Origin of the sequence: Humisphaera borealis, from assembly GCF_015169395.1 — a bacterium.
Taxonomy (GTDB): Bacteria; Planctomycetota; Phycisphaerae; order Tepidisphaerales; family Tepidisphaeraceae; genus Humisphaera; species Humisphaera borealis.
Map to the genome: position 1 here is coordinate 2,593,767 of NZ_CP063458.1, position 15,425 is coordinate 2,609,191.

General features: G+C 63.9%; 14 protein-coding genes. 6 read left to right on the forward strand and 8 right to left on the reverse strand.

The genetic code is table 11. The features are described from left to right. Positions 1–145: 145 nt before the first annotated feature. Positions 146–859, reverse strand: a complete 714-nt coding sequence (locus IPV69_RS09630; RefSeq protein WP_206294893.1) for a carbohydrate-binding protein — start codon at positions 857–859, stop codon at positions 146–148. Positions 860–1,012: 153 nt separating this feature from the next. After that, positions 1,013–2,578, reverse strand: coding sequence for a hypothetical protein (locus IPV69_RS09635; protein WP_206294894.1), 1,566 nt, complete (start codon positions 2,576–2,578; stop codon positions 1,013–1,015). Between the two features lie 196 nt (positions 2,579–2,774). Between IPV69_RS09635 and IPV69_RS09640 the strand changes: the two genes are divergently transcribed. Next, a complete protein-coding gene (locus IPV69_RS09640; RefSeq protein ID WP_206294895.1) occupies positions 2,775–3,212 on the forward strand; it encodes a hypothetical protein in 438 nt (145 codons plus the stop codon). A gap of 150 nt (positions 3,213–3,362) precedes the next feature. Here IPV69_RS09640 and IPV69_RS09645 read toward each other — a convergent pair whose 3' ends face one another. The 3 genes from IPV69_RS09645 to IPV69_RS09655 all read right to left on the reverse strand — a co-directional run bounded on the left by IPV69_RS09645 (position 3,363) and on the right by IPV69_RS09655 (position 5,292). Beyond that, positions 3,363–3,656, reverse strand: coding sequence for a hypothetical protein (locus tag IPV69_RS09645; protein ID WP_206294896.1), 294 nt, complete (start codon positions 3,654–3,656; stop codon positions 3,363–3,365). Between the two features lie 251 nt (positions 3,657–3,907). Further along, positions 3,908–4,708: a hypothetical protein gene (locus IPV69_RS09650; protein ID WP_206294897.1), complete on the reverse strand. Its 801-nt coding sequence runs from the start codon at positions 4,706–4,708 to the stop codon at positions 3,908–3,910. Positions 4,709–4,863: 155 nt separating this feature from the next. Next, positions 4,864–5,292, reverse strand: coding sequence for a helix-turn-helix transcriptional regulator (locus IPV69_RS09655; RefSeq protein WP_206294898.1), 429 nt, complete (start codon positions 5,290–5,292; stop codon positions 4,864–4,866). Between the two features lie 854 nt (positions 5,293–6,146). Here IPV69_RS09655 and IPV69_RS09660 point away from each other — a divergent pair. Then, positions 6,147–6,563: a hypothetical protein gene (locus IPV69_RS09660; protein WP_206294899.1), complete on the forward strand. Its 417-nt coding sequence runs from the start codon at positions 6,147–6,149 to the stop codon at positions 6,561–6,563. Positions 6,564–6,609: 46 nt separating this feature from the next. Here IPV69_RS09660 and trpE read toward each other — a convergent pair whose 3' ends face one another. The 3 genes from trpE to IPV69_RS09675 form a co-directional block, all read right to left on the reverse strand. Further along, the gene (trpE, locus tag IPV69_RS09665) at positions 6,610–8,172 is read right to left on the reverse strand and encodes an anthranilate synthase component I (RefSeq protein WP_206294900.1); all 1,563 of its coding nucleotides are present in this window, start codon (positions 8,170–8,172) and stop codon (positions 6,610–6,612) included. A 247-nt stretch (positions 8,173–8,419) separates the two neighbouring features. Beyond that, the gene (locus tag IPV69_RS09670; RefSeq protein ID WP_206294901.1) at positions 8,420–9,958 is read right to left on the reverse strand and encodes a YfbK domain-containing protein; all 1,539 of its coding nucleotides are present in this window, start codon (positions 9,956–9,958) and stop codon (positions 8,420–8,422) included. A 46-nt stretch (positions 9,959–10,004) separates the two neighbouring features. Beyond that, on the reverse strand, positions 10,005–10,544 hold the full coding sequence (locus IPV69_RS09675) for an RNA polymerase sigma factor (protein ID WP_206294902.1): 540 nt from the start codon (positions 10,542–10,544) through the stop codon (positions 10,005–10,007). A 734-nt stretch (positions 10,545–11,278) separates the two neighbouring features. Here IPV69_RS09675 and IPV69_RS09680 point away from each other — a divergent pair. The 4 genes from IPV69_RS09680 (at position 11,279) to sdhA (ending at position 15,383) form a co-directional block, all read left to right on the forward strand. After that, positions 11,279–11,971 (forward strand): hypothetical protein, encoded by a 693-nt coding sequence (locus IPV69_RS09680; protein WP_206294903.1) that lies wholly within the window; start codon positions 11,279–11,281, stop codon positions 11,969–11,971. A gap of 257 nt (positions 11,972–12,228) precedes the next feature. Next, a complete protein-coding gene (locus IPV69_RS09685) occupies positions 12,229–12,702 on the forward strand; it encodes a DinB family protein (RefSeq protein WP_206294904.1) in 474 nt (157 codons plus the stop codon). A gap of 151 nt (positions 12,703–12,853) precedes the next feature. Continuing rightward, a complete protein-coding gene (locus tag IPV69_RS09690) occupies positions 12,854–13,330 on the forward strand; it encodes a DinB family protein (protein WP_206294905.1) in 477 nt (158 codons plus the stop codon). A 139-nt stretch (positions 13,331–13,469) separates the two neighbouring features. After that, positions 13,470–15,383, forward strand: a complete 1,914-nt coding sequence (gene sdhA, locus IPV69_RS09695; RefSeq protein WP_206294906.1) for a succinate dehydrogenase flavoprotein subunit — start codon at positions 13,470–13,472, stop codon at positions 15,381–15,383. The last annotated feature ends 42 nt before the right edge of the window (positions 15,384–15,425 follow it).

Here is a 15,425-nt window from a genome sequence, read left to right on the forward strand (position 1 = left end):
GCGCTATCTGATAACGCAAAACACGAGGCACGCTCAAGGAGAAGGAATACACCTAAAACCCCACATCGTCATCTCGCAGGCAGTGTGGGTCACCCGGTACCCCTCCGTGTCTCCGTGCCTCCGTGGTGATCCCTCTTCCGAGCGATCATCCAGGATAAAGCCGAACGCTGCGGAGCATCGGCAGGCCACTGTCTTTATCGGTGTTGGGTGTGATGCGAAGAGTGACTTTGCCGGCGGGCAGCTTGATCTGGCCGACGTCCACGAGGTGGAACGACGAAGAGCCCCGGCGTCCGCTGACATCGACCTCGAGGTCGGCCGCGACCGTCTGGCCGGCGGCGGTGATCAGGAACTTGCCGGCGGCGATGCCTTTGGCGCGGTCGGTGCTGTAGCCGGGGATACAGTCGAACGTCACGACGAACGTCCCCGCCTTGGGGCAGTCGAAGCTCCACTCGGCCGAGTCGGCCGACGACGTCCACCCGCGAATCATGACGTTGGGAATGCGACTCTTCTCGTTGACCGCGCTGCCGGGCCGGCGGGACGCGTAGTAGCTGGACGAGCCCCGGTTCTCCAGCGATACGCGCGGACCGGCGACCTTCGCATCGGCCGCCGACAGGAACACCACCAGATCGGCATAGCCGGCGTGCTGCATCGCGGCGATGGACGCGTCGGATTCGCTGGGCAGCTCGGCCGGCGGTTCGGCCTCGACGATGACCGGCCCGGTCGCCGGCCGGGTGGCGGCGGCATTGAGTTTGGCGAACGGATCGAGCGCGCCCATACTCACCAGGCCGGTGGCAACGGCGGCGATGAGCCCGATCACCAGCAGTCCGGCGGCCGCGAGAATTGCCATCATCCAACGCAACGGGATCACTCCTTTGACGTGGTCGTGCTTGACGTGGTCGCCTTGAAGAAGGCATCGACGCGAACGCTTCACGCCATGCAAGATTTACCCGGGCGGTCGTGGGAAGTTGCGGGGAAATCGGCTGGTGTAGTTTCGGCGCCGGCGGCAGTCGGTTCAATCGTCTTCGACGACGGGAGAGAGTCGGATTTCGCGGAGATTCATGAGTGTCTTTCCGGCGCCGAGATCGCCGGGCTTGATCACGAGGCGCGTTTTGCCCTTGGAGAGTTTGGCGACGCCGACCCGGGCGCGGTTGAAGACGTCCCAGCCGCCGGTGTCGGAGACGTCGTCGTTGATTTTGGCGTCGCCGACGCGGAGGCTGAAGGTGCCGCCGTTGCTCTTGGCGACGCTGTAGAAGATCTCGACGTCGTAGTTGCCGGAGGTGGGCACGTTCACGGCCCACTCGATCGAGTCCTGCGAGCGGTTCCAGCCGGTGATGGTGGGCTCGTCGCCGGGAACGATGCGGAGAGAATCGCCGTGCAGAATGGCGTCGGCAGAGCGGAGAACGACGGGGGACGAGGAGATGATGTTGATAAAGAGCAGTTGCCGCCGGCCGGCGATGCCCGCGCCGCCGGGCTCACTGAACGGCGCGACCTGGAGGGTGTGTTTCCCCGGCTGCGGGTTCCAGGGAATGTAGCCCTTTCCGCGTTCGCCGGCGATGCTGAACGGGCGTTCGGACTCGACGCGCTGGTCGGCTTTGTCGATGGTGAAGCGAACGCTGCGAACCCTGCCGGCGGTTTCGGCACGGAGGCTGATCGGCGGGAGACTACTGATGTCGAGGGACATGCCGTTGGTGAGCGTGCCCAGCGGCCGGCCGCTCGCGGCTTCAACGATGGTGATGGCGCTGATGTCGGGGTGCCCATCGGCGTCGGCTTCGCCGGGGCGGGCGAAGGCGGGCGGCTCGAGCGGGATCAGTTCGATCTTCCGCAGGCGCATGAGGGCAGACGCCGGGTCGCCGGACGGGCGGATACAGAGGGTGGTGCGTTTTTCGTCGAGGTCGAGGATTCCGATGAACTCGGAGCGGAAGACATCCCACCCGCCGGTGGGGACGGCGCGGCTGATGAACAGCGGGTCGGTCTTGCGGGAATCGCCCATCGCCAGGGCAAAGTCGCCGCCGGAGTTGGCACCGTTGGCGCGGGTGAGGACGACGCGATATTTGCCGCGCGGGGGATAGAAGACCCAGGTGGCATATTCTTCGAGGCGCGTCCAGCTGGTGAGGTCGCCTTCGGGAGGGGTCTTGCGAAGGAGCTTGCCGTGGAGCTTGGCTTCTGCACCGCGGAGGACGATGGTGCCGGGGACGAAGGCCGGCGCGTCGCCACCGACTGCGTTACCCCCGACCGCCGGGGCGACCGGATGGACGACAGCCTGCGGCGGCGCTACGACGGGAGGTGCGGCCAGCGGCGGCGCGACGAGTGGGGGTACGGCTGGCGCTGCAACGGCCGGGCGTGCGGGCGTGATCGCCGGGCTGGCCGTCGGATTGGTCGTCGGAACCGGTGCAAGCGGCGACGCGTGAGACGTCGCCGGCGCGGAATTGCCGGAGGCTGCGGGCACTGCGCCGGTGGCGACCGGAGCGTCATCCGAATGCACGAGCGCGACCTTGGCCGCACCGACCCCGAGGATGACGGCCATCAGCACCGCCAGGGCGCCGATGACGACGAAGAGCAGGAACAACATTCGCCACATGCCAGCACTCCGGGACCAGGGAACCCAAGGGACTCGCCGACGGTTGCGACTTCGCGGAAAACGTCGGCGACTGCCATCAGTGCGGGTTTCCCCTCAAGGGGAAACGGCGTTCGACGCGTTGTGGTAAGTATGTAGCCGATAAGCCGGTCCGTGTTGGGGGCCTAGAGGAATATGTATGCAGGCCGCCAGCAGAAGCATGAAAAACGTTTCGCACCGGACGTCCATTGTAGCGATGTTCGTGGGGATCGCCGCCATGGTGGCGGGTCTGGTGTCGCCGGTGCTGGCAGTCGAGCGTGATGGCGGCTCGTCGTCCCGTCCAGAATTCCTGACCGGCCTGGAGACGCCAACGACGCGCCCGGCAATCGCGATCGAACCCATTCCGGGGCCGCAGGCGGTCGCTCCGGCGGAGCCTGTGCGGGGCTTTTCCGACCTGACTCAGGGCGACGGCCTGGGGCTGCGGACTCAGTTTCTGGCCGTCGGGTCGACAGTCGCTGAGCCGACGTCGCGCCCGACGACACCGCCCGCGACGGTACCCCCTCCCGGTACCGTGCCAATCGGACTGATCGGTGGCCTGGCTTTTCTGGGGATCCTTGGGGGCGCGATGTGGTACGTCGTGCGGCAACGCGGACGGTAGCGACAGCGAGCACAGCCGAAGGGAGCGTTTCGTGATTGGGTGGTACGGGCGGGACAAGCCTCATGATGAAAACGAAAAGGGCATCCTGCCGAAATGCGGCGGGAAGCCCTGGTGTTGCTGCCGGACATGGATGCCTGCAGAGTCTGCCGTTTAGGCGACTGCCACACGGCGAAGGCACTGCTCGTGAAGGCCGAGGGTCAGCGACTTGACCAGGTCTCGAAGGGCCCCACGCCAGTCGTGGGCCTTGGACTTGCAACCGAAGTCGCCGGCCTTGTCGTGTACGGTCGCCTCGACCATGTACATCGTGCCGCTGCGGCGAAGGGTGATACTCAGCACAAAGTCGCCGAGTCGCTCGCCAAGCCGAAGTGATCGGCGAAGCCAGGACATGAGCTGCTTGCGCTGAGAGGGTTTGAGAAGGACGTTTCCGGAGTCGAGCTTGATCATGATGCAACTGCTCCTGTGAAAGGTCGGTCCGAGATGTCTTCCAAAGCAATCGACGTGCCCCGCCCTACGACTGGAATTCTACCGACCCCACAACCCCCCGCAGCGCAAAAAACGCTGGGATCGTTACTGAAACGTCGTCCGGATAAATGGTATCCCCGGCCCCACTTGACACTCGAAGGACGACGCGCCTTGCCATTAGGCTGCGCAAAACCCGGAATCTTGCCGCGCTGCTGAGCGAAGGGGGAAGCCAGTCACCTGCGTTTTTTCCGACGGCGTCCATGAGACTGGTTCGAGCCACCGGCACCGAAGCCGGTTGAAGAGGCCGGTGCACCCGAGAGAACCAGTCCGCCGTCGCGCTCGACGTCATCGCCAGGATGGCCTGTCGTGGCGACAGGATCGTCGGGGAGGTCGGGGTGTGTGGAATCGTCGGAATCGGGGGACGATTCGGGAGTGGCGGTCGTGCCTGAGCTGTTTGCGTCCGGCCCGGCCTTGGCCCGAAGTGCCAGGATCAGTTCGATCTCGCCGTACGCCCGGTCGAGCCGCTGTGCGATCTGACGATACGTCAATCCCTGGTCGGCCAGTTCGTAAACATCGGCATGGCGAGGCGGGTCGGCGTCAGGGACGAAGCCGGTCGTCCGGTCGCGGAGCCGGAACGATGGGACATCATCGGCTACCGCGTCGACAGTGGAGTCGGCACCAGACGGTACGACGCCGGAAGCTGCGACGCCGGACGGTACAGCGGCGTTCGCCTTTGCCGCTTGCAGGGAGGCAATCCGTTCGTCGGCATCGTGAAGGAGGATCTCCAGTTTCGCGACGCGCGTTTCGAGTTGCGCGGTCATGGTCCGCATCATCTGCTCGTACTCGACGAGCAGCGCGGTCATGTCGCGTTCCATCGAGCGCTGCTGGGCAAGCAGAACATCGCCAGGCTTGCGCTCCAGCGGATCTTTCTTTCCCTTGCGCTTGGGCCGAACGAAGCTGAAGTAGATCAGACCGAGAAGTGCGATCGCGATGGCTATCCATTGCGAGCCGCTGGTGGATGTGTCGAGCAGCACTCCGTGCATTGTCGCACCAACCCGAAACGGATTCGTACATGCCGGCATCCTTGCCGACGCCAATATCGTCTGTTTCCGGCGGTGGCGACGCAAGTACCTTGGCGGGATTTTCTTGCGGAGATCCTACAATTTTAGTCGCCGGGTGGCCCGCCATGTCAGGCCCGAACGAAGCGGGCCAGCAGTTCTCCCCTGCTGGCAACGCCGAGCTTCCGGTAGATCGCCTTGACGTAGACGTGCACGGTATGAGGGCTGACGCCGAGGTGCGCCGCCACCTGCTTTTCGGAATCCCCCTTCAGCAGGCGGTCGAGCGTCTGTTGCATGCGCGGCGAAAGGCGGACGTTGACGGTGGTCGTCGCAGATTCCTCGGCAGCCAAGGCGACAGCAGGAGCCGGGACCGCGGCATGATCGGATGTCGGTACTAGCCCGGTGATCCCGGAGGCGGCCCGAATCTGTTCGCCGATCACACGACAGATTTGCGCCAGAAGCTGCCGCTTCTGCCCGATTCCCAGCTTCGCGGGCTCCTCGATTCGCGCGATCATCCGCGCCGCAGCCCGCAGATCGCCGATGCGAACCGACGAGCCCATTTGCTTCGGCAGGGCCTTGCGCTTGGCCGCGGGACCGACACGGGAAGTACTGCCACGGCGTTGACTTCCGCCACGATCGCGGGAGGGCCGACTATGCTTGTCGGCCCTGGGCGGATGATCTGCAGGTCGTCGGGTCATGGGCCTTTCCGGCAGCGATCCGGTTCATCTCTTGCGGACGACGGAGCCTTCGTTCGCGGTCGATCGTCGGGACGTACCTGCGTCATAAGCGACTGCGAATCCGGTAGATGCGAGGTTGGACCGGCGTTGGCGGCGGATGCCGCTTCGGCTGAGGATAACGGCGGTCGAGCGCGTGCGGTCGGCTGTGTTCGCGTCGGAGAAAATCGTGTCCTTTTCTTCTTCGAACTTCAATCCCGCACGGATACGATGTGACCGGCCCGGCAATTCGTCACGATCGAAGCGGACGGAAGTCGGACACATCTTCAAGTTTTTTACGCCGAGTACGCCGCACTGTCGCGGCCCCGAGTGCTCGAACGCAGGAATGCAATTCAGGAGCGATGTACGAGCGACGCCGGGTTCCGGTACGTCTTTTGCAGAGTGCCGCCCGTGCGAAATTGCTTGATCGCGAGAGAAACGGAAAGTTCAAGTCGCCGCCTTGCCGATGTTTGGTAGGCGGAAGGATGCCCGAAGATCGTGGAGCATCGAAGCTCGACGTGCCGCGAGAACGGGATTCCATGACTTGAGCGCTGACGTTCGGCGGCGGACGGCTCGAGCGTGTGAAGGAGAGGCAGGCCATGAGCGGGTCCAACCAAGCCGTATCTGGGCGGGTCCATCGTTGCGCGCCAAAGGGCGTCCTGAATTGGATACCACGAACAGGGCGCTGCTCCCGGGCCGCGTTGCTTTTTGCGCTGGTCATCGCCACGGGCGCGTACCCGGCGATCTCTCCCGGGGCTGATTCCCCCGCCGCTGCAATCCATCGCGAGGCCGGTGCAGTCGCAGCCACGGCCGCGCCGGACAAGGCCCCAAAGGCCGACCCACCGACCGCGACGTCTGACGCACAGGCTCCGGCCTACACACCGCTTGGTGCACCCAAACGGGTTCCCTTCACGCTCATAGGCGTCGGACCACGCGACCTCCTGAGCGAAAGTCCGCTAGCCACCAACGACGCCGGCGACCTTCCGCCGTTCGAGTTCCCGGAGACGGCTTCGACCACACCGGTAGCCATCCCGTTTCCGACCGCCGTGCACCTGTTCGTGCCCGGCGCGATCATGGCGATCTACGCAACCCGGCGCTTCAAACGGCGACGACGCTAGACCACAGCCCGCGACCGACCGCGCCTTTCACGCCCCGCATCGCCGCCTAAAACCCCTCCTGCGCAATTTCCACCGCCTTGAGCATCGCCTTGGCTTTGTTGATGGTCTCTTCGTACTCGCTCGCCGGCACCGAATCAGCAACGACGCCCGCCCCGACCTGAACGTCGTACTTCCCCTGCTGCCAGACGATCGTCCGCAGTGCGATGCACGTATCCATATCGCCCGCCAGGTCGACATACCCCACCGCGCCGGCGTAAGGCCCCCGCCGTGTCGGCTCCATCTCGTCGATGATCTGCATCGCGCGGATCTTGGGCGCGCCGCTGACCGTGCCCACCGGCAACGACACCCGCAACGCGTCGAACGACGTCATCCCGTCTTCAAGCTGCCCCGTGACATTCGTCGTGATGTGCATGACGTGGCTGTACCGCTCCACCGTCATCACATCGTCCACCTTCACGCTGCCGATCTTGCACACCCGGCCGATGTCGTTGCGGTGCAGATCGACAAGCATGATGTGCTCGGCCCGCTCCTTGGGGTCGGCCAGCAGTTCGGCTTCCAGCAGCTTGTCTTCGGTCGGGTTCGCGCCGCGCTTTCGCGTACCGGCGAGCGGCCGCGTGGTGGCGACGCCGTTCTCCACCCGGCACAGGATTTCCGGCGACGAGCCGATCAGCGTGCACGCCGGGCTCTTGAGATAGAACATGAACGGCGACGGATTGATGATCCGCAGCGCGCGGTACACATCCAGCGGCGCGACGGACGACTCCACGCGCAGCCGCTGGCTCGGCACGAACTGGAAGATGTCGCCGGCCCGGATGTACTCCTTACCCGCCGACACCGCCGCTTCGTACTCGTCGCGGGTCATGTTGCTGGCGAACTTCAGCGTCGAAGGCGCGGTGGGATCGATCTCGCCGAGTTTCAGCGACGTCGGCTGCTGCAGGCGCGTGACCAGGTCGTCCACGCGGCGGCAGGCGTCGGCATACGCGGCTTCGATTGAGGCCGCATCCCCCTTCTTCTGCGTGCCGCTTACCGCGTTCTGCTTGCCATCCACGAACGCGTTCGCCACCACCTTGATCGTCTTATCGACGCTGTCGAAGATGACCAGCTCGCCGTACAGGCCGAACAGGATGTCCGGCACTTTGCGATCGTCCCGGGGCGGCGCGGGGAGTTTCTCTCCTTCGTAATAGCGAATGGTGTCGTAGCCGGCGTAACCCACCAGGCCGCCGGTAAAGCTCGGGAGTTTGTGCGACCGGTGGAATCGGCCGGTCGGCATCAGCTTGTGCAGGTCGGCCAGTGGATCGGTCGTCTGGAACGTGCGTGTCAGCGGGTCGGCGGCTGACTGCAGGCGATGGGTGCCCGGCCGGCTGACCTTGGCAATACCGTTCGACACTTCGTACACCCAGGCCGGCGCGGTCGCGATAAAGCTGTACCGCCCGATCTTCTCCCCGCCGACAACGCTTTCCAGAAGGAAGGCGTGATCGTCACGGCCGAGAACTTCGAACGCGCTGACCGGCGTCAACCGATCGGCCAGGAGTTGGCGGTAAACAGGCACGATATCGGCCGACGCGGCCGCCGCGCGAAAGCCGTCAAGATCAGGAAAGTAACGCCGCATGATGGGCAGGATTGTAGGGATCGCGGGGGAAGTGGCTACTGGGGCGATTTGCGCCGCGCCGATGCGACCGAACTTTTGCAGACGCGACGGGGCGTCGCCTCCTGTGGGGTCCGCATTGGCGGACGCGGGCAACATGCGATTGCGAAGGATATTGACGACGAGGAAGTATCACGAACGCGAAAAGCCGACGCATCGAACCGAAACATCGAACCGACGCGTCCGCCAAGGCGGACCCGACGACTCTCGCTCACTCCTTCGCCGGCTGCCCCATCCCCTTGATCTTCCGGGCCAATTCCAGCAGGTTCTGCCGGTCGGCGGCGGGTGCGGTGGCGGTCACGTCTGCCAGCAGCTTGATTGACGTCTCCAGCAGCGGATCGTTCGACGGATCGGCACGCCGCAGGCTCAGTCCGAGGGCGGCGGCGCCGGCGGCGGCGCGGAAGTCGGGGCTGGCCAGCTCGATTGCCTGAGCTTCCACCGACACCGGTAGATCCAGTTTTGCCGACTCTGTATCAGGCCCCTGGCGGTACTCGACTGCGACCGTCAAAAGCTCGGTCGTAGTGACGATCATCGGCTCACGCTTTCGATACTTGCGTGGCTCAGCGGGTTTGCTCGACTCCGGCAACGCCTGCCCCGTCGGCACCACTTCCAGCAGCGCGGTGAACGCCGTGCCCGGGGCGATGACTTCGTGATCGTCGCGACCGGCCCATTCGCCCCAGCTCCGCGGGCCGTTCTCGTACCCGATCACACGGTAGCCGGCGGCGGCGGCGGGATTGACTTCCACCATCAGCCGAAGGTCGCGCACCAGCGGCACGATACCCGGCGCGAACGGCACGGTCGGCTCATTGTCACCCGGCAACCCCTTCTTCGGCATCGCGGGCTGATCGCTCGTCCGCACCGCCACCCGGACCAGCAAATGGCCGCTGTTCCAGGGGCAGACGGCGGTTTCGATCGTGGCCGAAACCGCTTCGGACGATTCCTGCACTGGACCGTCATACTTCAATGCGTTGACCAGTTCGTCCGCCCGCACGCTCTGCGGCGACGGCAGCCGACCCGCCGACAGCGACGATTGAACCACCGCCAGCGAACCCTTGCCCTGGATGTGCGGGTAGCTCGGCGTCGGGGGGACAATCGCGAGCGGGAAGTCCGACGGCACGACGAACGCGGGCTCATAGAACCCGGTCTGCCGCGAGATGATCGCCGGCCAGGGCATGCCGCCGGCCGACGTCTTCAGGATCGGCCAGTCGCTGGCGTCGGTGCCATCGGAGGGCGCGGCGACTTTGCCGCCCGTCGCCGACGGCGCGTTGGACATCATCAGGCCGTTAAGGATGCCGGGCGTGGCCGGCGTCGAAACGTCGCCGCCGTTGCCCGCACCCGCTCCACCGCCGCCGGCCGGCTGCAATCGGTTCTCTTTGAAGATCTGCGGAAGAATGCTGGCCATCACCGTCGCGACGATGAGGGTGCTGGCGGCGACACTGCCCCACAGGCCCCAGTTCCGCCGAAGCGGGATGGGCTCGGGTTGCGGGGCGTCAGCTTCCGCCAGGTGTGCCAGTTGACGCTCGATGCTTGCGATATGAATCGCCGTCAGCCCGACGTCGGGCTCTGTCTTGAAGGCGTCCGACAACCAGGACGCCGTCCGGCGGACGTCATCCACCGACGCCTGCGCGGAAGGGTGGGCGGCGAGCAAACGCTCGGCGGCTGCGGCATCCGCGCCTTCGAGCTCACCCAGCGCGTAAGCCGTCAGCAGGGCATCGTCGGTCGGGTCGAAGTTGTTCGGGTCGGTAGCCACGAGTTGTTGACACTCAGTTCTTAGTAGTCACGAGTCAGTCGAACGTCTACTGGCTTTCTCTCACATCCAGATGTTCTCTCAGCGACTTGATCGCCGTGTGAAGGATGAATCCGACGTTCGTCGCCGTGAGATTCATCACTTTTCCGATTTCCTTATAGCTCATTCCGTGCTGGAACTTGAGCCTCACGATCTCCTGCTGCCGTGGCGGAAGGTTCTGGATCACTTCCGTCACCCGGCCGAAGGAATCCTCCCGCTCGGCGGCGTCCGTCGGCGATTCGTACGTCGCCGCGAACGAATCCTGCTGCTCGTCGGTGATAAGCCTCATGCGGCGTTCTTTCCGCTTGACGTCAATCGCCAGGTTGCGGCACACCGTGTACAGCCACTCGACCACGTGCCCTTCGATCGCGTCCTGATCCTGATCGCAAAGCCTGAGAAAAGCCTCCTGGACCAGATCACGGGCACGTTCAAGATCGCCGGCGAGCAGGTGGACCGCATACTGCGTTAGCGGGCGTTCATGAAGTGCGACGGCGCTTCGGACCCATTCGACCCGACGATCGCTCTCGCGGGCGACGCCTCGAGCCGACATCCGGGATTGCGCCGATCGCGGCTGTGAAGACGGCGACGATCGCATGCTCGACCGGCCAATTTCGGAAGCAGCCCGGACTGCGCCCCCTTTCGACGCAGCCGGACCGTTCCGTTGTTCTGTCTCGTCACCGGCCGACTCGCCGATAACCATCTCGCCGCCGCCCCCCGCTCCACGAAGTGACCCGGCAACACCGGATGCCGGGGATAGCGAACTGCGCTCGGCGTCTGCGCCAAGAGCACCGGCGTCGGCGCGTTCTATGCGCCGTGGCGTGATCCCGCTGGGATCGATCGGGCCCATCCAAGCTCCGGACAACGCCACCTCGAGTCTTGTTCCGCCTTCGAACGCCTGTCGCCGAAGTACCTGACGGACAACCGAGACCCGTATTAGGGACGAACCAGAAATCTTAACCTTTCGCGGACGAGAGTCAGTCGAAATAGCCGGATTGCGTATTTTTGCCCAAATCATGCGGTAAGAAAACATGCCCACCGCGCCGCGGTGGGACCCACGGCAGCGCCGCGGGCCGCGTCAAGGGTGGGCTCCGTCTTAAGTGGTGGGTTCCGTCGTCAGTGGCGGGATCACAGATCGGTGCGCGACGGTCTGTTCGATCCCGAAGTGCGGCCTTTGTTGCAAATCTGTTGAACCGCGTCTTTTGCGTCGCGACGCGCGACCTCTATAATCACCCGTCACGGCGGCAAGCGTGTGCGCCGTTCCACGGATAGAAAGAGGTTGCAAACGTGTCCACTGCCGCGCCCGTACCCGCCGCCGAGGCGATCTCCGCCGACGCCAATATCCGACATTTCCTGCTCCGAAGGCTGCATTCCCTGACAGGAATCATCTTCGGGGGATACATCGTTATTCACCTTCTGGTGAACGCCTCGCTCATTGAGGGCGCCCGGACCGATGGTGGCGTCACCGTCTTCCAGATCCAAGTGGACAAGATCCATTCGCTCCCGTTCCTGGAAGTGATCGAGACCGTCGCGATCTACCTGCCGATCCTGTTCCACACGATTTACGGCATCTGGATCACCATCAGCGGCAAACCCAATGTCGCCAACTATCCGTTCGCCAAGAACTGGTTTTATGTCCTGCAGCGGGTCAGCGCGATGATCCTGGTCGCGTTCATCCTCTTTCATGTCCTGGCAATGAAGGGATTGCTCGGCGATGTGCTGAAATTCGAACCGGTCGCCAAAGCGACCGAATCCACCCTTCGGCACCTTCGGGCGGCGTGGTGGGTGACCTGGGTTGTGTATCCCGTCGGCATCCTGGCGGCGTGTTATCACCTGGCCAACGGCTTCTGGACCGCCGGCATCACCTGGGGCCTGACCGTCAGCAAATCGGCGATCAAGCGCTGGGGCTTGGCCTGCGCGGGCCTGTTTCTGCTGACCCTCGGCTGCGGGCTGACGGCGCTTTTCTCGGCACTGCTGTGAGTCATTGAAGACGCCTAACCACGGAGGACACGGCGACCACGGAGGACGAAGGCCCGAGAAGAGAGCGACCAACGTTGCGCGATGGCTCATACCTGGTGCCACTGGTCGCCGGTACTCCGGAGACCAGTGCCGACGCGCGACTCCCGCACGGGTCTGCGGAGTACAGCCGAACCGTGGCACCGGACACGATTCAACCCGCAGGTGCAGCGCCGTCGCGTGAGGGTCGAGGATGACAGTTTTTTTGACGGATGACCGACATGGACCGCAACCTCATCGACCTCTACGAAGACGGCGGCCGGAAGCTGGTCAAAGCGATCGACGGGTTGACAGAAGCGGACCGTGTATCGTTTCCGGTGCCAGGCACTTGGTCGATCAATCAGCTCGTCGCGCATCTGACCGACTGCGATCTGGTCTTTTCAGATCGAATGAAACGGGTGATTGCCGAAGAAAAGCCGACGTTGACAGGCTTTGATGAAAGCAAATGGGTCGAAGGTCTGCACTATCAGTCGCAGTCGGCCCCCGACTTGGTGGCGTTGTTCGATCTGAACCGCCGGGTGATGACCAACGTGCTTCGGCTGTTGCCGCCGGAAGCGTTCGCCCGAACCGGAACGCACACCGACAAAGGCGTGCAAACGGTGGAAGACATATTGAGGTACGCGGTCAATCACCTGGACCACCACCTCAAGTTCCTCTACGCCAAGCGAGAGGCGCTGGGGAAGTTGATGTGGTGATCTCGTCAGTGACACGGGCTTCCAGCCCGTGAGCGGGACGAAGGAGTAAAAGGAGCGTTCGGAGCGCAACTTGAGAGCATTCCGTCGCTCGCACGGGCTGGAAGCCCGTGTCACTGACGGGTCGTCTCAGAAGTGACCCGCGAGAAGTACTATGATTGCTGACTGGATCAATCAATACGACGCTGGCCCGCGGCAACTGCGTGATGCGGTCGCCGGACTCAGCCGAGAGCAGCTTCTCTGGAAGCCGCCCGCCGACTTGAGCGTCGGCCTCTGGTCGATCCACCAGATCGTCATCCATATGGCCGACTCGGATGCGATCGGCGTCCACCGCCTCAAGCGGGTGATCGCCGAAGACAAGCCGCTGCTGATCGGCTACGACGAGTCGGCGTTCGTGCGATCGTTGAATTACGATGACCAGTCGGCCGACGAAGCGCTGACGCTCTTTGAGCTGGCAAGAAGAAGTGTCGTCGTAACGCTGCGAAAGCTGCCGCCGGACGCGTTCGCCCGGATCGGCATCCATAATGAAGTCGGCGCGATCCGGCTGGACGATTTCGTCCATAAGTATGTGAAGCACCTGAACCATCACCTGGATTTCATTCGTCGGAAACGTGCGGTGATGAAGGTGTGACTGAACCTCGTGGCATGGGCATGTACTCATGCCCGTGCGGAACGCGAATCGGGCCGGACGCCGAAACACGGGCATGAGTGCATGCCCATGCCATAAGACGTGCGATCGAATCGAGATCTTCTGAAGTACTGGTGAACAAATGGCTATCAATCCCAAGAAGCGTGTGATCGTCGTCGGCGGCGGACTGGCCGGACTGGCCTGCACCATCAAGCTGGCCGAAGAAGGCATGAACGTGGACCTGTTCTCGATGGTCCCGGTCAAGCGGTCGCACAGCGTCTGCGCCCAAGGCGGCATCAACGCCTGCAACGACATCGCCCGCCAGCAGGGCTACAGCGAATGGGTTCACTTCGATGAGACGGCGCTCGGCGGTGACTTCCTCGCCGACCAGCCCCCGCTGCTCGAGATGGCCTACATGGCCCCCAAGATTATCGACCTGCTCGACCGCATGGGCGTGCCGTTCAACCGCACGCCTGAAGGCCAGCGCGAACTGCGTCTGTTCGGCGGCAGCCTGTTCAAACGCACCTTCTTCGCCGGCGCGACGACCGGCCAGCAGTTGCTGTACGCACTGGACGAACAGACCCGCCGCGCCGAAGCCGAAGGCAAGGTCAACAAGTACGAGTTCTGGGAGTTCCTCTGGCCGATCGTCACCGACGGCCCCGACGGCCCGCAGTGCGTGGGCATCGTGGCGCAGGACATGCGCACCATGCAGATCCGCGCCTTCCGCGGAGACGCGGTCGTCATCGCGACCGGCGGTAACGGACTGGTCTTCGGCAAGAGCACGATGTCGGTCATCTGCACCGGCGGCGCGCTCGCCCGCTGCTATCAGGCCGGGGCGCTCTACGGCAATCCCGAGATGATGCAGGTGCACCCCACCGCCATCCCCGGCGAAGACAAGTGCCGTCTGATCAGCGAATCGGCCCGCGGCGAAGGCGGCCGCGTCTGGGTTCCGAAGAAGCAAGGCGACACCCGCCATCCCAACAGCATTCCCGAAGACGATCGCGACTACTTCCTGGAACGCATGTATCCCAAGTATGGGAACATCGTCCCGCGCGACATCGCTACCCGCGAGATCTTCAACATCTGCCTTGAAGGCTATGGCGTCGGCGGCGGGAACATGGTCTACCTCGACCTGCGCGACAAGGTGAAGCAGATCGGCCGCGAGGCCGTCCTCGGCAAGCTCGAAGGCATCCTGGAGATCTACGAGAAGTTCGTCGGCACCGATCCGCTCGACGAGCCGATGAAGATCTTCCCCGCAATCCACTACTCAATGGGCGGCCTTTGGACGACCTTCCAGAAGAAGGAACGCTCGCCCGGCGGGCTTGAGTACGGCCATCCGCTCAACGCATCGACCAACATCCCCGGCCTCTATGCGATGGGCGAAGTCAACTTTGCCTATCACGGCGCCAACCGTTTGGGGGCGAACTCGCTGCTGTCGTGCATCTTTGACGGCCTGTTCTGCGGACCGAGCGTGAAGAACTTCGCGCTCGACACGAAGTTGTCAGCCGCCGACGTGAGCCAGAGCGTGTACGACGGCGCGGTAAAGCAGGAGACCGATCGCATGAACGTGCTGATCAACTCCACGGGCTCGGAGAACCCGTACAAGCTCTGGCAGGAAATGGGCAAGGCGATGACCGAAAACTGCACGGTCGTTCGCTACAACGACAAACTTGAGTCGACGCTCGAGCAGTGCCAGGATTGGAAAGCGCGCTACAAGAAGGTGCGCCTGAGCGACACGGGCATGTGGTCGAACCAGAACCTGTCGTTCGCCCGCGCGGTGCGCGACATGATCCTGCAGGCCGAAGCGATCCTGAAGGGTGCCCTGCTGCGGAATGAGAGCCGCGGCGCTCACTACAAGCCCGACTTCAAGGAGCGCGACGACGCCAACTTCCTGAAGGCAACGGTCGCGGCGTACAACCCGGCGACCGAGTCGGCGGAGATCAGCTACAAGCCGGTCGATACAAGCCTCGTTCCGCCGCGTGCCCGCACGTACGGCAAGACGGCCCCCGTCGCCGCCAAAGCCGAGAAGCCCGTTGCAGTGCCGGCGGGTGTTTGAGCGACTGAGATCTGAGATCTGAGATTTGAGATCGAACGTCGA